Source organism: Streptomyces sp. NBC_01549, from assembly GCF_026339955.1.
Classification (GTDB): Bacteria; Actinomycetota; Actinomycetes; order Streptomycetales; family Streptomycetaceae; genus Streptomyces.
The window spans coordinates 1-16,912 of sequence record NZ_JAPEPW010000011.1 but is presented as its reverse complement, the minus strand read 5'-3'; the positions used below and the strand labels follow the sequence as shown (position 1 = coordinate 16,912).

The following is a 16,912-nucleotide window of genomic DNA, read 5'->3' as shown; positions in this document are numbered from 1 at the left end:
GCGTGTTACCCAGACTTGTTGTCCGCGGACAACAAGGACCCGGTTGGACGCCCCGCCCAACAAGTAGCCATCGCCCGCCGCTCGATCTCAGCAGACCCAGCCGTTGTCTCACCCAGCCAATCGCTCCACCTGGAGAGTCAGGCACTATGACACCCCTTGAGAGGCGCTGAAGGGAGAGCCGTGGAGTCTCGTCGATGGATGGTGCGAATCGGAGCAGCTGTCTTGTTGCTAGCTGCAGTCATTTTGGCGGTGGCCGTACCAGGGGTCGGCACGTGGATTGTGGCGGCAGTCGTCGCGGGGGTTGCTTCGACTCTCGGTGGGCTTGTGACGCGCAGCGCCGACAAGGCCCTCGCCCTTGGCCGTGATGCGGTGCTGGCCTCCGCGCCAGCTGCACCTCTCGCCGTGAGGGCTTACCTAGCGCGCGGCACATTAGGCCATATTGCCCCCGTGCCCTCAGGCTTGACGGAGCTGCGGGGCTCCCCCGGCTGGGTTGCGTTAGGAAGCCACGCAGTCGTGTCGCTGATCGTGGAAGCCACCGTCGATCGTGCCGTGATCCTCACCAAGTTGGAGGTCCGCGTGGAATCGCGAGCTGCCCCACCGTTTATTGACGACATCTCGCTTCCTCCGCCGGCTGCGCCCATGGCGCGACGGGAGTTGCGTACTTTCCAAGTCAACCTCAGCGACCCAACTCCCGTGCTGAGACCGAACGACGGCGTATCGGACTTCCCGTACACGGTCTCGCACCTCGACCCCGAGCGTTTCCTTCTCCAGGTAAACGCCGGCGGTCCTGGAGATGTCGTGTGGAGTGTCAACGTGCACTGGCTTTGCAATGGGCGGACAGGGGTCGTGATCGCTGACAACGAGGGACAGCCCTTCCGGCTCGTAACGAGCGAGCGGCGGGATCTCTGACTCACTACCTACCGAGCGAGGGCGGAGTTCAGGGCGTCGTAGGTCGGCATGGCAGGTTCCTCCTGGAAGCACGCAGCCCCGGCGGTTGCCGGGCGCTGGTCTGTGGTCGCGTCCGTCCATACAGGGGGCGGAACTCCTTGGCCGTGCTTGGGTGTTGGCGTGTGCCGGTGCTCTGTGGTGTGGGTTGGGGCGGTGTTGGAGCCTGACCGGAGAGCGATGACACTCGCGCCGTCGGCCGGAGCCGCTTCCCGTCTGACGGGCACTCGGAAAGAAAGTAGGACCGCTGCTCCCGCCTGGCGGGACGTAGCGCTGATCACCCTTTCCATGCAGGTCAGAGGCGTGTGGCGTGGTGTTCATGACCACGGATATCGAGCTAATCACCGCCGGGCAGATGCACCGCTACTACTCGCGCCAAGTCGTCGTCGGCGACGGCAGACGCCCGGCGCGCACGCCGCTAGCCAAGGCTCAGGAGGAAGCCGGTGTCCCCGCCGGCCGATGGATGGGCCGCGGACTCCCCGCCCTCGGCCTGGCCGCCGGGGACGTCGTCACCGAGACGCAGCTACGGAACCTGTTCGGGGAGAAAGGCCGACACCCGCACGCGGATCTGATCGAGGCCGACCAACTGGCGGCGGGCAAGTCACCGAAGGCCGCGTGGAAGGCCGGCGCCCTCGGCCGGCGGGTGAAGGTCACGGGCGCCGACTTCGTCTTCCGTCCGCAGCCGACGATCTACCTGCTGTGGGCGCTGGGTGATGACGAGACCCGACAGGTGATCGAGGCCGCGCACGAGCGGGCGATCGAGAGAGTGCTGGAGTGGATCGAGGACCAGGTCGCGGTGATCCGCTTCGGCAAGGACGGCGTCTACCAGGTCCGGCCGCCCGGCGGCCTGGTCGCCGCCCGCTTCCGCCACCACGAGGCCCGGTCGGGAATGCCGCTGCTCCATGACCATCTGATGCTGTCGGTGAAGGGCCAGCGTCCAGGCGGGAAGTGGGGATCGGTCCACTCGGAGGTCCTGTTCGAGAACACCGTCGCCGCGTCCTCGCTCTACAACGAGATCGTGATGGCTGAGGTGTGCGAGGCACTGGGGCTGGCCTCCGAGCCGCGCACCGTCACCGCCGGCCGCCGCCCGGTGATGGAGATCGCCGGGGTGCCGCACGAGCTGATCCGCTGGACCTCACGGCGCAGCGACCAGATAGCCGCCTGCCTGGCAGACCTGGAGCACGAGTACGTCACCGCCGTCGACGACGACGGTAACCTGAAGTTCGCGGCCGAGGTCTCCGAGCAGGCCCGCGCCAAGCTGAACCGGATCGCGGCGAAGATGACCCGCCCGCCCAAGCAGCAAACCCGGCCGCTCGCACAGCTGCGCGCGTGGTGGAAGACGAGCGCGATCCTCACCTCCGGGGTGGCCGCCGATGTCATCAACTCCCTCCTCGAGCACGCCCGTGCCGCGGCGGCGGCGATCCGGGCCCGGGTCGCCGCTGTGGTCGACGTCGCCCTGGCGGCCGTCGACGTCACCGCGATGGTGTTCGTGATGAACAAGGACGGCTTCTTCCACCGCCGGCACCTGCTCGCCGAAGCGCGCCGTCACCTCGCTCTCGTCCTGCGCGGCCGCCGCCGCGAGCCGGGCCTGGACGAGGAAATCGTGGACGCCGCCATCGCCACGCACTGCCTGGACATCAGCGAGCCGAAAACACTGCGCGGCCACATGCCCGCCTACCGCTTCTACACCGCCCGCTGGCCCCTGACCGACCCGCCCACCCGCCGCCGCCCACCGGACGCCGAACCCGATCCGAGCCCGCGGCCCCCGGCCGGCCCCAGCGACCCGGACACGACCCGCCTGCCCCTGGAACCGGGGGAGTGGGACATCCCACGCGTCCCGCTGCTCTACGACCGCGCGGTCATCGCCTCCACCGTCCTCAGCGCCCGGCTGCGCGCCGCGCGCCGCACCGGCCGCGCCCTGTACGACGACGTCGTGGCGCACCAGCAGGCCGCGATGCCCGAGCAGCTCCTTATCCCGTTCCCGGACACCGACGAAGACGCGGACTCCGAGCCTCGGTCGGCGCTCGACATGGCTGCGCTGCGGGCCCTGAAGGAGTCCCGCACGGACGTGGAAGCCCTCGATTTCACTGCCGAGCGGCTGCGTCACCTCCAAGATGCCTTCACCGTGGCGGCCGACCGCGCCCGCGCCACCATGGACCGCTACGCCGACCTCGAGGACACCGGCGGACCGCACCCGGTGCGCGAGGACGACCAGCGCGCGCACCAGCCGCACCAGCCCGGGTCCGGGCAGAGTCCCGGTGCGCACCGGTAGCCGCATCCGGTGCGCACCGGCGATGCCGTGCATCGTCCCCGCGATGCACAGCACTCTCCCCGCGAGTGCACAGCATCGCGATGCACGGCACCCTCGCGTCTACATCTCACCCACCGGCGGTGCAGGTCACGCGCTGGCGCGTGACCCCCGACCGCAGCCAGTCCGTAGGCGAAGGAGGGATCTCCCTCTCCCGGGGTACGGTTGCAGCGACGACGTCGGCGACATAGGCGGCCCGGGAGACATCCTGCGGATGACGCTCGCTCGCGCCGTGCCCGCGCTGATCGACCGCGACGACCCGATACCGGGCAATCAGCCGCGAGGCCACCACCTCCCACTCACCCGCATGACCGGCCAAGCCGTGCAGCAGCACGACCGGCTCCCCCGGCCCGCCCCGGTCCCGGCAGACAAGCCGAACCCCGTCGCGCACCACCACACGCTCGGACCACACCACGACCGCCCCCAGGAATCGTCTCGCCCCGATCATGCCCCGACAGCCACGAGCCGCGCTCAAGGCCGCCCTTCTCGAAGGCGCGCCGCCATGAAACACCGGCCACGTCCGCGGCGACGGTGCCCTGCGACCGCAGCGGGGCAACTGCCATTGTCAGACCCAGGTGGCAGCATCACCGAAGTGAACGCCCTGAGGCGTCCTCAACTCACCTCCGTAGCCCACGAAGAGGAGCATTCCCCTTGCGACTGCATCGCGTAGCGCCCGGCATTGCCGCGGGCATCCTCGCCCCGGCCCTCCTGCTCGCCACCCCGTCCTTCGCCGCCACGGCGGCAGCGACCGCGGTGACGGTGCCCGCGGTGTCCTCGTCCGCGGACGAGCCGGACGCCGACGACCTGAGGGTGGCCATAGTCCGGATCCTCGCCGACCCGGACAGCGGCCGGCGTGTGACACGAGAGGCCAACGCCCTCCTGGACGCCAACGACCCCGAGGCGATGCGCGCCTGGCTGGAGACCGGCTACCGGATCGCCCAGGCCGAGGACGACCGCGTCGCCATCACGCGCCTGCTCGCCGACCCCGACAGCGGCCGGCGCGTCATCGCCGAGGTCAACGCCCTCCTGGACGCCAACGACTCCGACGCGATCCGCGCCTGGCTGGAGACCGGCTACCGCATCGCCCAGGCCGAGGACGACCGCGTCGCCATCGCCCGCATCCTCGCCGACCCATCCATCAGCCCGGCCCTGCGCGCGGCAGCCAACGCCGCCCTCGACGACAACACACCCGAAGCACTGCGCCACTTCCTGGAAGTCGGCAGGTACCAGGTCGCCTGACCGGCACGGCGCCGCACCACAGCGCGTCGCCCGGGTGGCACCCCCTGCCGCACGCCCGGTCGCCGGAACGCCGAGAATCCGGGCGGGGCCGCCTGCACCTCTGTGTGCCGGCGGCCCCGCCCGGCAGGCCCTGTGCCGGCTCGGCGCCCTCCGCAGAGCTCTGTGGTCTCGCCGCCCGGTGCGGCATGGGCCACTGACACCTCCGACAGCAGAAAGCACATTCTTCGATGACCACACAACTCCTACGCACCGAGCGCAGCGGTCCGCAGACCGCTTCCGTCGTGACCGACCTGCCGTTCAAGCCTCAGCTCGTCAAAGCGGTGTTCAGGGACGTGACCTCGTTGCACGTCTCCCGGCCGGCCGCGTGGGCCGCCGCGTCGGTGACGCGGACCGTGCTGACGGAGATCATCGACGGCGCGAGAAGCGCGGCGGCCGAGGAGGCCAGGACGAGGCTGATTCCCAAGGACCTCATCTCGGCGATCGACCGGAACGTCGAGGTGGAGGTGGGATCGGCGTGGTACCTGCACAGCCCGACCTTCCACGGCCTGATGGGCGAGGTGCGCAACGCCGATGGTGCGCTCGTGTCTCTTCGTGAGCGCCGCGGGGCGCGTACACCGAGTGGTGTGGCTGGCGCCCACCGGTTCGAGGCCGGGGTGAGAAGGCTGCTGGGGAGCCGGGGGGTGAGGGCCGTCCCGGCGATGGTCCGCGACCTGGACGGAATCGCGAGCGTGTTCCTGACGGCCCTGGCCCGGGACGCGGCCAAGGCCGTCCGCGAGGGCGGGGTCAAGCGGTTCGGGACGGTCAGTCTGGTGGTGCCGGGCGAGCCAGCCCCGGCCCCGCTGCTCAAGGACCCCCTCCTCGCCCTGTCCACCCGCCGCGGGGACGGGCGGACTGTTGGCGGGGACGACGTCCTGGCCGCCGTCACGATGCAGCTGTTCGGCGATCTCAGACAACGCGCCATCACCGAGGCAGCCGAGATGACACGGAACACGTCGGCCAACTGATCGGGCCCGCCCCTGCGCTCTGCCCACTGCGCACGGTTCCCACGTGTGCGCGGCTCCCGGAATCTGCCGCCCGCATTCGGGGCGGTCGGCTCGCGAGAACGGGCTCGTCGCATGGGCGCGGACCGCCGGCCGCAGGCACCCCACGGGGAAGACCTCCCTTACTGATCGTTTCAGAATGAGTTGAGCTGCGGGTCTTGCGCTCAGCGATCTTGGTCGGCGGGGTGTTCGGAGTGCGTGCTGATCTTGTTCCTGACGACTTGTGGGAGCGGGTGGCTCCGCTGCTGCCGCCCGCTCCCGAGCGGCGCCGACGCCATCCGGGGCGGTTGCGTGTTCCCGACCGAACTGCACTCGCTGGCGTCCTGTACGTGCTGCGGACCGGTGTCGCCTGGCGTGACGTCCCTGCGGAGACTGTGGGCTGCTCCGGGGTGACGGCCTGGCGCCGGCTGCGGGACTGGACCGAGGCCGGCGTCTGGCCCTGCCTGCACGCCGCCCTGCTGAGCGAGCTGCGCCGCGCCGACTTGCTGGACCTGGACGACTGCGCCGTGGACGGCTCGCACATCCGGGCCCTCAAAGGGAAAACGCACCCGCCTCGCGCGCACTGCGCACCGCACCGGTGCGCAGGTGCGCGCCGGCCACCGCGCGACGCGAACCGAGTGCGCACCGAGGCGCGGTTACCGGCGCGTTCGATGCGCACCAGCTGCGCACCGCAGCGCCTACTGGTGCGCACCGCCCGAGGGATACGCCGCGCGGGCCTGCTCCAGGTGCTCGGTGCGCATCGTCTTCAGGGTGTCGACGATGTCCTCGCCCTCCTGCCGGAGGACGTTCTCGGTGAACCGGATGATGGTGTTGGCGACGCCCCAGATCGCGCTGGGGACGCACTCACGCGTCCACTCCTCCAGCGCGGCCAGCAAGACGCCCCCGACCTCGTCCAGGGCGAAGGAGTCCGCGCACGGATCGGCATCGGCCGCCAGGTCCGTGACGGGAAGGATGATGTCCTCAGCCAGCCGCAACAAGGGGACGGCCGGCGCCGCAACGGCCTTCGTCCGGTCGAAGACGGCGGCAACGGCGTGGTCGCTGTTGTCCTGTATCGCCAGGACGTACTCGAAAGCGAGCTCCACCTCTTCGGGGGTCAGCGGCGTGCGGGGCTGCTCCAGGTGCGGCATTCGGATCTCCTCAACAGGCTGGCCGCCGTGCCGATCACGGCGACTGGCCTGATGCTCAGGCCGCGCTCCTGTGGATAAAGTCCGGAGATTTCTCCCCGTCTCCAAACCGGAGCGAACTGGTGCTGTATGGGTTTAAGCGGGCCCCCTTGTCGAGTCTGGTCGGCCCGACCATGACCCCTTGTCCAGTCGTGGTCGGGCCGACCACGGACCCCTTGTCCGATTCGGCGCGGGCCGCCAGGAGCGGGCGTTTCTCCTAGACCAACTTCGCTACTGGCCGCGAACAGGTCTCGGACAAGGGGTGCTTCCTGACGATGGCCGCCACGCGCCCGCAGGAGGGGCATGCAGCGGCCACCGAGCCATCGGGTGGCTCTCCTCGCGCGGGTGCGCCACCGGCCTCACAGGGCTGGTGGAGGACACCAACGCACAAGGGAGAGACCGGATGATGACCGAACACAGGCGCCCGCCGTACCCTGACCGCACCGCCGGTCGGCGAGCCGTGCGCCCTGCGCCGGGAGGGCTGGTCGGCTGGGCAAGCCGCCGCAGTCTCCTGCCGCCGGCGCTTGCGATCCCACTGTCGTACCCACTTCCGTGCCCGGCACGAGCGCTGACCGCATTCCCCCAGGCCACCACGACTTTTTGGGGCCGCAGCGCGTCGTCACAACCCTCTTCTCTCCTCCTCTCACTGACCAAGCCCTGGGAAATAGGTGGGGGTGGGGTGTCAGTGGTGGAGGCGATCATCGGGTTCAGGGCGCGCCTGGTGCCCTCTACGGCCGGGCGGGGCCGGCGCCCGGCCGGTGGCCGGACGCGACGCACGGGAGGGCGGGGCTGATGGCGGGCAAGCGCAAGACGAACGAGGCGGGATCGTCGACCGGCCTGCGCGCCGATGTGCTGCGCGCGCTCGGGGTGCTCAAGGCCGCGACGGCGGATCAGATCCAGCGGCTGTCCTCACCGCACCTGACGTACCGGCACACCACGAAGAAGACGGCGGCTGTGCGGAAGGAGGCGCGCACCGCCTCTCATCGCGGTGCGCTCAACGATCTGCGCAGGCATGGTCTGTCCGTCGACGGCGGCCGCACCCGAGGCGGAGAGGAGGTGAGCCTGCTCACCACCTCCGGACTGGCCGCTGCCGGGCTCAAGTTGGACCGGGGGCCGGAGGAGATGGGCGGCATGCCCAAGAGTGCGGGCCGCTCGGGTGCCTCGCACGCGATGACGGTCAACGAGACGGTCCTTGCGATGATCCGCCCGAAGCCCGACCTGGATCTGGTGGCCGGGGAGCCGGCCGAAGCCGTCGCGGCCGCGCAGGCCTGTGTCGACGCGCCCGACGGGATCGGCACCATCACTTCCTATGCCACCGAGGTCGCGCTCCCGGCGACGGGCACGTGGAGGAACCCCGGCGTGGGATGTGCGTGGGCCGACATCGTCCTCACCGCCCCGGAGGCCGGGCTGCCGCTGTTGTTCATCGAGGCCGACAACTGCACCGAGGAAGCCCCGGTCATCGCGGCCAAGTTCGACAAGTACATGCGCCACTACCGCCGCAAGGTGAAGGACACCGACGGCAAGGACAAGCCGATGTGGCGCACCCGCTGGTCCGCACCCGATCCTCAGTGGGGCGACGCAACGCACCCGCCGGTCCTGCTCGTCTTCCACCAGGCTGGCAAGCGGTCCGCGCTGAAGCAGATGGAGCGGGTGGCCGACCTCACCCGCGAGCACTGGCAGGGCCAGTGGGCCGAGGGCGGCTTCCGCATCTACAAGGGGAAGATGCCGATCGTGGCGACCACGCTGGAGCTGCTGCGCGAGCACGGTCCGGCCGGGCCCGCGTTCTGGCGCTTCGGCCGCGAGGACCGCCAGAACCTCTGGGACGCGATCGGAAACCCGCGCCGGGATGCTGCCCTCGCCCGCCGGGCCGAAGCTGCGCGGCGCCGCGTAGCGCGGGAAGCAGCTGAACGCGAGGCTCAGCGTCCGGTGTGCGGGGACTGCGGGACCAAGTTCACCGACGACCGGTTGAAGGCCAGCATCGCTGTCGACTGGGGCCGCGGGGACAGCCACCCGCACCTGTGTGACGACTGCAAGACCCGGGCGCTCGAAGCGGAGCGGCAGGCGGAAGCGGCCGAACGCGAGCGCCAGGAGCAGGAGCTCCCGGAGGCGGAAGCGGCGCAGGCATCGAAGGCTGGCGGCTGGCTCGGACGCTGGCGCAGCTGACTCCGGCACTCGGCAACCACTGCTACGACCATGACGAGCGGCACCAGTCGGATCGGCGGCACCATCGCCGCCTGCACGCCATCGAGATCAACTGGCCTGAGAGGCCCTCACTGACCGGCGGAAAGAATGGTCTTACAGGTCGGTGTTTCTTCTCCGGTTGCTATGACGATCTGTTCCAGGAGGAGACTGACCGTTGTGGTGAGATACGCCCAGTAGTTCGCTGTAGCAGAAGGGCCGGGGCTGGTCCCGAAGCTGTAGCTCATGAGTTTGAGGGCTTGGAGATGCCTTTCCTCTACTTGGCTGAGGGAGGGCAGGGACGCAAAGAGCTCGTGGACAGGCCTGGCTGCGACCGTGTCAAGGACAGAGGCTGCTGTGATCTGCTCCCAGTCGCGCTCCGAGGAGGACGGGCGATCTAGCAGCAGGGAATAGAGCGCCAGCGATGTCAGTAAGCGAACCTTCGCATCGGTGCCTGCTTCATCGACCTGCCACTTCCGATACAGCCGACTGATCTCGCTGCGGAATGATGCGTCGTGCATGCACACCTCATACAGGCGGGTGCTCACTGCAGCGCAGAACTGCCAAGCAGCTTCCTGGCGACCATCAGTCATCATCCTTGTTCCCTTCCACGGGCAGCGGCCTCTGCAGGGGGTATGCAGGCAGTCGCTGCATACCCCCGCTGGGAGTTCACACTCACGGGTGCGGGGCGGCTTACCTCAGACGCATTTGACGTTCAGCAGGGTGCTGTCCACATGACCAGCGGTAGGCCTGCCGTCGTGGGTGATCGTCCCGTAGGTCCGGGTCATGTAAGTCCAGTTGACGGAACTCGAATCGCAGTTCCTCAGAACAGCGGTGCTGGTCCGGTTTGGGGGCGGGCACGAGTAGTTCACCGAGCCGGACGCCACTACTTCGAACGTCCCTGGGCCGGGGTAGTACCTCAGGAGATCGGTCTCGGTCCGGCAGATTTCCGGGGTGCTGGGTGTGCAGCTGCTCATGTACCCGACGGCAGTGACGGTGCTTCCGCTGTAGTTGGGCTTGGCCGCTTTGATCGTGCACGTGATCAGGTGGTCCGGACTCTCAGATCCGTCCGCTCCAGCCACGATGGTGGCTTCTCCTGGTCCGCCCTCGGGATCGGAGTTGGCTGATGCCGGTGCTCCGAAGGTCAGCAGCAGGACACATGCGGCTAGCGCCCCCCATAAGGAACGGAGTCTTCGATCTTTCGTGCTCACACTTTCTCCCTCGTTCGATGTGACTTTGCGGGAACTGTGCGGGACTTGTGAAGCGGCATGACCGTAACCCGAACAAGAGAGGGAACAGCAGTACGCAATGAGCCAGAGAGTGTCTCGGACACCAATAGGCGACCTCCGCCGCCTTCGCATCCCCAACGTCCTGCCTGGAAACCCGTGATCTCCTGTTGGGGTCTTGTTCGGGAGCCAGCCCCCCCCGGGTCTCGGGGGCCGGGGTGCGCAAGATGCCAGCTGGTGCGCGGCCGCTCAAGAACGTGGACCAGGACGACGACGGACTGGCGGTTCCGTGAACGCACCTGGCCTCCCCAGTTGCCCAGCCGTTGCCACGGCAGCACCCGGCCCCCACCAGGTAACCCACCATCAGAGCCACGGCGGCCGCCGTGATGACCGAGGTGTTCCCGCTCATCGTCAGGACCACCGCATCCCGATCACGGACAGCTGCTCGCGCCGGTCCTCCGACAAAGTCGCCGCACGCGAGCGCTGGTTGCCGATCCAGGCCCCCAGACGGAACTGCAGTTCCCATCCCTCGTCCGAGAGCACAGTCTCAAGGTGGCTGCGGGGGACGATCAGATGACCCTCACGCTCATAGAACTGCTTCGCGGCTGCCAGGTTGGCGGCCCACTTGTCGGCCTGGGTACGGCGCGGCTTCGGCTTCTCGTCCTCGGTCGCGGGCTCGATCCCGAGGACCTGCTCCAGCATCCACTGCTGCACCCCGGTGAGCTTGTCCCAGCCCAAACGCTGGGCACGCACCCACCGCCCGAGGTCCTCGCCTTGGCGCAGGACGTCACCCGGCTCGGTCGGCACTTCACCGCCGCCGTCCAGGTGCAGCCGGGTGAGGTTGAACGCCCGCTGCCACTCCACCGGCCAGGTTCGATCTCGGCTGCCTTACGGGCGGCGGCCCGCGCGTTCTTGAGCCAGATGCCGGCAGCGCGAGGGCTTGCCCAGGGCCGCCTGGGCAAGCCCTCGTTGTCGGTGGCGGCTGCGAGGCTGGAGGGCATGGACAGCGACGATGAGCAGCTGCTGCGCGGCCGGATCTACGGAGCCGACCACGACCACCCGGGCCCGAAGCCGGGACGGCGCTACGCCGAACTGGTGGGCGGGCCGCTGGACGGACTGCTGCTCGACATCACCGGCTGGAGGCCGGAAGAGATCGACGACGGTGTCTCCCTCCTCACGGAGCTCGGGCAGTTCGGCCCCGGGGGCCGGGCGCTGTACGACCCGCGCCCTGGCGACCCGGCCCGCTGGGACTGGGGCGGCGACAGCCCCTGATGGCCCGCCACTCGGTCGGGAGGTCGCTCGCGTGGATGATGCACGCCCGCCGCCACGCGAGGGACTACGAACGGCTCATCCAGCACTCCGAGACGCTGATCACCTGGGCCGCCATCACCCTCATGACCAGGCGTCTCGCACGGAAAGGCTCGACCCCCAGCTGGCCGAGGAAACCGGCCGCTGTCGACGGCTGACTGCCACGGAGGGCCTGGCTCTCAGCCACGAACCTTCGGAGTGACCTAGTGATTCACCGTCGTCGGCAGGCGGCCTGCTTGAGCAACCAGCTCTGGGCTGCGTCCAAGACGGCGTCCTGGTGGCGGGCCACCGGGCGGGGGTCCTTGATGACTTCCTCGTCCGGCGGGATCGCCTCGTCGTAGGTGCGGCCCGTGCGGTCCGCGTCCTTGACTTCGGTGAGGATGAGCATGGCGCCGTCGGACAGGCGGTGCGCGTCGTTCCCCGTTGGGACACCGCGGGTCTGTTCGCCGAAGAACCGGGTGTCCGGGCGTCCGCGGAAGGCCACCACGACCGCCTCACCTGCACTGGCTGTCTGCCGGCCGGTCAGCACGGCGACCGGCGACCTGCTTCGGCCCAGGGGCTGGCCAGCGCCCCCGCTCTGCGGCTTACCGTCCAGGTACGGGCCACCGTTCTTGATCGACCACACGAATTTCTTGCCGTCCGCATCGACGAACATGCCTACCGTGCCGTCACCCAGAATCGGCCCGGCCACGGCGAGCACCGGCCACATGCCACCACCGCTCTCCGGCCTCAGGTCCACCACCCAGCCGCAGGCTCCCGCCCCGTCCGCCTTCACCACAGCGTCCCGGCCCTGCCGTACGTACGCGTCGTACGTCTTCTGGGAACCGCTCACCCGAGGCAGGGAAACGTACCCGATGCCGTTCTTCAGGGAACGGCCTTCCAGACCATCGAAAGAGGAGGTCGACGCCTCCATGCCCTCCTTGGCCTGCCCCGGATCCCAGAAGGTGCTGTGCCGATCGCCCAGAGCCCCCAATGCCGACTCGATCGCCCCGTAGGTGTCCGCGGGCTTCTGCGCCCCGCGAGCCTGCGAGAACGCCTTGCTTCGAAGGTTGTCCCAGTCGATCTGGTGACGGAGCAAAGAGTGCTCTTCCATGATGCTCAGCGCCTTCGACAAGTACGTCCGCGCCGCGGGCGCCATGTCGCCGCCCGCCGAGTCCTGCGCACCGCTCGTGCATCCCGTCGCCGCGACGACAACTCCGGCCAGTGCCGCACATGCCGGCATGCGCAGTGAACGTCCCCGACCCATCCGTCCCCAGGCTCTCGTCACAGGAGGCAACCCTAACGTTAACGATCACCCGCTGACGAGCTCACAGATGTTGTCAGCCGTCCCAAGGACGCCTCCGGCTTCGTCGTGCTGCCCCGCAGGTGGGTCGTTGAGAGGTCGCTCCCGTGGATGATGCACGCCCGCCGCATGCAAGGGACTACGAACGGCTCATCCAGCACTCCGAGACGCTGATCACCAGGGCCGCCATCACCCTCATGACCAGGCGTCTCGCACGGAAAGGCTCGACCCCCAGCTGGCCGAGGAAACCTCCGGAGCATTTCACGGTCGACGACAGGCAGCCTGTTTGAGGAGCCAGCTCTGTGCTGCCTGCAGGACCTCGTCCCGGTTACGTGCCACCGGGCGTGGGTCTTTGACAATCTCCACGTCAGGAGGAATCGGCGCGTCATATGCACGGCCCGTTCGGTCCGCGTCCTTGACTTCCGTGAGGGCCAGCACAGCTCCGTCGGCTAGGTGGTACAGCTTGTTTCCCGTGGGGACACCGTAGGTCGGCTCGCCGAAGAACCGAGTGTCAGGACGTCCCCGGAAGGCCACCACGACCGCTTCACCCGAACTGCCTGTTCGCTTACCGGTCAGGACCGCGACCGGCGGGGCGCTCTTGGCGAACGGTCGGCCATCGCCCCAACCGACCAACTTGCCGTCTGCGTATGGACTGCCGTGCTTGATCGACCAAACGGACTTGCTGCCATCGACATCCACGAACGCACCGACCGTGCCATCGCCCAGGATCGGACCTACCACCGCAAGCATCGGCCACATGTCGCCCCCGGTGTCCGAGCGCAGATCCACCACCCAGCCGCAGGCTTCACCCGCGCCGGCCTTCGCCACGGCACTCCGGCCCTGCCGCACGTACTGGTCGTACGCCTCTTGAGACCCCTGCACACCAGGCAGGGAAATGTAGCCCACACCGCTTTTCAGAGAACGGCCTGCTAAGCCATCGAAGCTGACCGCGGAGGCTCCGTAACGCTCCTTCGCCTCATCCGGCTCCCAGAACAAACTGTGCCCGTCGCCCAGCGCATACAGAGCCGAGTCGATCGCCCCGTACGTGCCCGCCGTCTTCTGCGCACCACGCGCCTGCGAGAACGCCCTGCTCCGCAAGTCCGACCAGTCAACCTTGTGACGAAGAAGAGAGTGCTTCTCCATGATGTTCAGCGCCTGCGACAGGTAGGTCCGCGCACTGGGCGACATGTCGGTAGCCGCTGGATCGTGCGAACGGCTCGTGCACCCCGTCGCGGCGACCGCTACTCCAACCAGGCCAGCGCAGACCGCCATGCGCAATGAACGTTCCCGCCGCATCCATCCCCCCGAACAGGCTCTCGACTCACGAGCAACCCTAATTGACGATCAGCTACTGAACTTGATCGGGTGATGTCGGGCCGTTCTCCGGACGGCGTAGGGGTACGGTCGGCGCCATCAGCACGCGGACAACCACCCGCGCTTTCGAGCGCTGCGCCCTTCGCTGTGCCGGACTGCCTCAGAAGAGCAGAGGGCGGGTGGGGTGGACCGTGACCTCGGCTTCGGGGAAAAGGGCCTGGTAGGGGGCCGCTACTAGCCCTGTGGAGTGCTCCTCCGAGTACAGCCTGAGCGTGCGGACCTGTGGGCAGTTGCCGTACAGCGGCGTGAGATCAGTGTCCTCGCGAATGTTCGTCACATAGACAGTCTCGAGTGTGGGCAAGTGCGGAGCGGAGAGGAGCCCGGGGAGGTATTTCGCCGCGATGCTTATTGAGCTGAGACACGGGAGTCTGGCGATCTCGGCCCAGTCCCTGGGGCCGAGGTCGCCGATATCGTTCTGGATGTTGAGGTACTCCAGCGTCGGCCAGGTGCTCAGACCGCGCAGCCCGGTCTCCGCGACGGCGTCTCCGCCCAGTGACAAGCTGGTCAGAGGAGCGTCCTGCGGGAGAGTGGACAGCCCGCCCGGCAGAGGTGTCGAGGCGGTGAGCGATTGGAGGGTGGAGAGGAGGTCCAGCCCGGCTGTCCCTCCAAGGTCTCGGATAAACAGTGAGGTCAGCCCCGTCTCCGTCAGGGGCGTCAGGTCCTCAACTCCTGGACAGCGCGCTAGATTGATGTGGCGGACGCAGGGCATAGAGCCGAACGGCTGCACGTCGTTCAGCAGGGTGTTTTCGTAGAGGCCGAGGTACTCCACGCGTTCGGGCAAGGCCTTGAGGATCCCTGCAGGAGCGTGGTCGCCTGTTACGCCTAGTCGTGTCCGATCGCCCAGGCGGGGCAGGGCGCGTACCTGTGCGGGCGAGGTGGCGAAGAGGAACAGGTCGTGGGTGTCGACGTGGCTCAGCACCTCGTCGGCGTACACCTCTGCATCGAAGAGATTCCACGCCCGCATTAGATTGATCCGGACCCTCTGCGCGGAATGGTTCCGGTATTGCGCGAGCACGGGCACCGCCGCTTCCGTGCCGACCAGCGCTGCCGTCGCTGTTACGGCCTCGGCTTCGTCGTCGGACAGTTCGTGCGGGCCTGGCAGCAGTTCCAGGATCAGCGGCCCGATCTGTGCCAGTTCCTTGGCCTCGGCGTCCGTGTGGGGTGGCAGCAGTGTTGCTGTTGCCACCTCGACCTGGCGTCGCACGGCCGGGTCGAGTTCCGTGGCGTGTTCCAGGCACGCCATCGCCAGCAGGTGGACACGTTTGTCCGAGGAGGCCGTCAGCAGATTCAGCAGCTCGGCCCTTTCACGCGGCCGGGCTTGTGCCACCGCCATGCGGATGACGTCCGCCCATTGGTCGTCGGCGGCATGTTCCGCCAGCAGGCCGAAGTCGCCGGCTTCCACGGCCGCCCGCGCCCCCAGGTAGTCCTGAAATGTGCGGTGCACGAAATGAATCGAATCCGGGGTGGGGGAGAGGAGCAGGCCGGTGCGGATCAGGAAGTGGCGCAGCACGGCATCGGCGTCCCCGAGGACCTGCGCCGCTGGGATCGCCGGGAGCACCTCCGCGATGATGCTCTCTGCCCGGCTGCGGTCCAACTCTGTTCGGCCGTTGCGTATGAGCCAGTGCGCGAGTCGCTGGAGGAGCTGCAGTTGGGGCTCCTCGCTCAGTTGCGGGGTCACCATGTCACGTTCGCGGTCGCGGCGGACTAACAGCAGGGAGAGCGCTGAGTCGTACAACTCCTTGCGGCCGTGTGGAAGGTAGCCATGCCTGTCACGGTGCAGGGCGCAGATCAGGCCGCACATCAACGGATTCGTGGCGAGGCGCCCCAGGTCCGGTTTGGTGCGGACGGCATCGCGCAGCTGGGTCTCATAGGCGGTCAGGAGGGCGTCCTCGTCGGGCGCGCCGGTGGCGGCCGCCCGATGCCAGCGCCTGATGAAGGCTGCCACATCCGACGGGCTCATCGCGGAGAGACCGAGTTCAGTGAATCCATCGGCGGCGAGCCAGTCGTCGCGCACGGCCGAGGGACGTGAGGTGACGAGCCAGCGGTTGCCGGGGTAGGTCTCCAGCAGGTCGCGTAGCCAGGTCCCTGTACGTTCGCGTTCGGGCTCCGGCACCTCATCGAGGCCGTCTACCAGGACGAGTCCGCGCCCGCTGGTCAGGACGCGGTGCTCCCAGCCTTCCGGCTGGGTGCCGGCCAGAGGGCAGCCGACGGCGGTAAGGAAGTGCGCGGGGGCGGGGAGGCGTTCGCCGTGCCGGGTGAGAGTGCGCAGGGGGAGCACGAACGGGATCCGACCGATGAGGTAGGCCATACGGTCCGCGGGGCCGGTCGCCGCCGACACCGCGAGCCACTGGATCAGCGTGCTTTTGCCCGAGCCTGCAACCCCGCGCAACAGCACTCGGTCGTGTTCGGCCAGCGCCTGATCGGCGGGGGCAGGGGCGGAGATGGGGGAGGCCGACTCCGGCCCGAAGCCGGGTTCTTCCCGGTGACGGATCACATCCAGGCTGAGGTATGCGGCGTCCAGTGGCCATCGATTCGGCGAGTTGCTGAGATCGATGCCGTAGATCGTGAGCTTGCCGTGCTTCTTGGCAACGTAGTTGAGGTAGCCGTGCTCGAAGGCTGTGTCCCGAGTGCCCGGGCGCGGGGTACGGGCAAGTACCTCATCGACCTTCGCGATGAGGTCCGCCTGCGTCCGGGTCTGTTCCACCAGGGTACGAGCCACAAAAGTCGAGCGGCGGGTGAAGAACTCCAGGATCTGCAGGCAGGCCCACTCCGTCGCGGAGTCGAGGAAGAACTGAGCATCGGATGACAGCCCATCCGGCTCGGGCCCCTGGTGACGCAACGTGCGCGCC

General features: G+C 68.5%; 12 protein-coding genes and 5 pseudogenes. 9 read left to right on the top strand and 8 right to left on the bottom strand.

Annotation, left to right across the window (positions count from 1 at the left end; all coding sequences use genetic code 11):
• The first annotated feature begins 513 nt into the window (after window positions 1-513).
• Both OG819_RS58225 and mobF read left to right on the top strand, forming a co-directional pair.
• Window positions 514-909 (top strand): hypothetical protein, encoded by a 396-nt coding sequence (locus tag OG819_RS58225; RefSeq protein ID WP_266638803.1) that lies wholly within the window; start codon window positions 514-516, stop codon window positions 907-909.
• Between the two features lie 355 nt (window positions 910-1,264).
• Window positions 1,265-3,217, top strand: a complete 1,953-nt coding sequence (mobF, locus tag OG819_RS58220; protein WP_266658344.1) for a MobF family relaxase — start codon at window positions 1,265-1,267, stop codon at window positions 3,215-3,217.
• Window positions 3,218-3,422: 205 nt separating this feature from the next.
• Here mobF and OG819_RS58215 read toward each other — a convergent pair.
• Window positions 3,423-3,668 (bottom strand): annotated as a pseudogene (locus OG819_RS58215) (alpha/beta fold hydrolase); the annotation flags it as partial.
• Window positions 3,669-3,904: 236 nt separating this feature from the next.
• On the opposite strand from OG819_RS58215, the gene OG819_RS58210 reads away from it, so the two are divergent.
• The 3 genes and pseudogenes from OG819_RS58210 to OG819_RS58200 all read left to right on the top strand — a co-directional run.
• Entirely contained in the window at window positions 3,905-4,492 is a 588-nt protein-coding gene (locus OG819_RS58210; RefSeq protein WP_266658341.1) for an ALF repeat-containing protein, read from the top strand.
• Between the two features lie 227 nt (window positions 4,493-4,719).
• Window positions 4,720-5,496 carry a hypothetical protein gene (locus OG819_RS58205; protein WP_266594339.1) on the top strand — a complete coding sequence of 259 codons (777 nt, stop codon included), beginning with the start codon at window positions 4,720-4,722 and terminating at the stop codon, window positions 5,494-5,496.
• Window positions 5,497-5,726: 230 nt separating this feature from the next.
• Window positions 5,727-6,068: pseudogene (locus OG819_RS58200) on the top strand (transposase); the annotation flags it as partial.
• A 141-nt stretch (window positions 6,069-6,209) separates the two neighbouring features.
• Here OG819_RS58200 and OG819_RS58195 read toward each other — a convergent pair.
• On the bottom strand, window positions 6,210-6,659 hold the full coding sequence (locus tag OG819_RS58195; RefSeq protein WP_266658375.1) for a hypothetical protein: 450 nt from the start codon (window positions 6,657-6,659) through the stop codon (window positions 6,210-6,212).
• Between the two features lie 828 nt (window positions 6,660-7,487).
• On the opposite strand from OG819_RS58195, the gene OG819_RS58190 reads away from it, so the two are divergent.
• Window positions 7,488-8,858, top strand: coding sequence for a replication-relaxation family protein (locus OG819_RS58190; RefSeq protein WP_266658339.1), 1,371 nt, complete (start codon window positions 7,488-7,490; stop codon window positions 8,856-8,858).
• 107 nt (window positions 8,859-8,965) lie between these two features.
• Here the strand turns inward: OG819_RS58190 and OG819_RS58185 are convergent, their stop codons facing one another.
• The 3 genes and pseudogenes from OG819_RS58185 to OG819_RS58175 all read right to left on the bottom strand — a co-directional run.
• Window positions 8,966-9,469, bottom strand: coding sequence for a hypothetical protein (locus tag OG819_RS58185; protein WP_266658337.1), 504 nt, complete (start codon window positions 9,467-9,469; stop codon window positions 8,966-8,968).
• A gap of 102 nt (window positions 9,470-9,571) precedes the next feature.
• Window positions 9,572-9,955, bottom strand: a complete 384-nt coding sequence (locus tag OG819_RS58180) for a hypothetical protein (RefSeq protein ID WP_266658335.1) — start codon at window positions 9,953-9,955, stop codon at window positions 9,572-9,574.
• A 555-nt stretch (window positions 9,956-10,510) separates the two neighbouring features.
• A pseudogene (locus tag OG819_RS58175) lies at window positions 10,511-11,025 on the bottom strand (helicase associated domain-containing protein); the annotation flags it as partial.
• Between the two features lie 73 nt (window positions 11,026-11,098).
• Between OG819_RS58175 and OG819_RS58170 the strand changes: the two are divergent.
• Both OG819_RS58170 and OG819_RS58165 read left to right on the top strand, forming a co-directional pair.
• Window positions 11,099-11,371, top strand: a complete 273-nt coding sequence (locus OG819_RS58170) for a hypothetical protein (RefSeq protein ID WP_189944375.1) — start codon at window positions 11,099-11,101, stop codon at window positions 11,369-11,371.
• A gap of 14 nt (window positions 11,372-11,385) precedes the next feature.
• A pseudogene (locus OG819_RS58165) lies at window positions 11,386-11,553 on the top strand (IS5/IS1182 family transposase); the annotation flags it as partial.
• Between the two features lie 65 nt (window positions 11,554-11,618).
• Here the strand turns inward: OG819_RS58165 and OG819_RS58160 are convergent.
• Window positions 11,619-12,629 carry a S41 family peptidase gene (locus tag OG819_RS58160; RefSeq protein ID WP_323139502.1) on the bottom strand — a complete coding sequence of 337 codons (1,011 nt, stop codon included), beginning with the start codon at window positions 12,627-12,629 and terminating at the stop codon, window positions 11,619-11,621.
• Window positions 12,630-12,710: 81 nt separating this feature from the next.
• On the opposite strand from OG819_RS58160, the pseudogene OG819_RS58155 reads away from it, so the two are divergent.
• Window positions 12,711-12,979: pseudogene (locus OG819_RS58155) on the top strand (hypothetical protein); the annotation flags it as partial.
• On the opposite strand, the gene OG819_RS58150 reads toward OG819_RS58155, so the two are convergent.
• Window positions 12,951-13,877, bottom strand: coding sequence for a S41 family peptidase (locus OG819_RS58150; RefSeq protein WP_266658331.1), 927 nt, complete (start codon window positions 13,875-13,877; stop codon window positions 12,951-12,953). The pseudogene OG819_RS58155 and the gene OG819_RS58150 sit on opposite strands and share 29 nt — an antisense overlap.
• 286 nt (window positions 13,878-14,163) lie before the next feature.
• Window positions 14,164-16,912 (bottom strand): NACHT domain-containing protein (locus OG819_RS58145; protein ID WP_266658329.1); only part of this gene is annotated, 2,749 nt, incomplete at its 5' end.

What these genes read in the sequence shown, in the direction of transcription:
- mobF (WP_266658344.1), top strand. Translation starts at nt 1,265, where the DNA reads ATGACCACGGATATCGAGCTAATCACCGCCGGGCAGATGCACCGCTAC.
- OG819_RS58205 (WP_266594339.1), top strand. Translation starts at nt 4,720, where the DNA reads ATGACCACACAACTCCTACGCACCGAGCGCAGCGGTCCGCAGACCGCT.
- OG819_RS58195 (WP_266658375.1), bottom strand. Translation starts at nt 6,659, where the DNA reads ATGCCGCACCTGGAGCAGCCCCGCACGCCGCTGACCCCCGAAGAGGTG.
- OG819_RS58190 (WP_266658339.1), top strand. Translation starts at nt 7,488, where the DNA reads ATGGCGGGCAAGCGCAAGACGAACGAGGCGGGATCGTCGACCGGCCTG.
- OG819_RS58185 (WP_266658337.1), bottom strand. Translation starts at nt 9,469, where the DNA reads ATGATGACTGATGGTCGCCAGGAAGCTGCTTGGCAGTTCTGCGCTGCA.
- OG819_RS58170 (WP_189944375.1), top strand. Translation starts at nt 11,099, where the DNA reads ATGGACAGCGACGATGAGCAGCTGCTGCGCGGCCGGATCTACGGAGCC.
- OG819_RS58160 (WP_323139502.1), bottom strand. Translation starts at nt 12,629, where the DNA reads ATGCCGGCATGTGCGGCACTGGCCGGAGTTGTCGTCGCGGCGACGGGA.
- OG819_RS58150 (WP_266658331.1), bottom strand. Translation starts at nt 13,877, where the DNA reads ATGTCGCCCAGTGCGCGGACCTACCTGTCGCAGGCGCTGAACATCATG.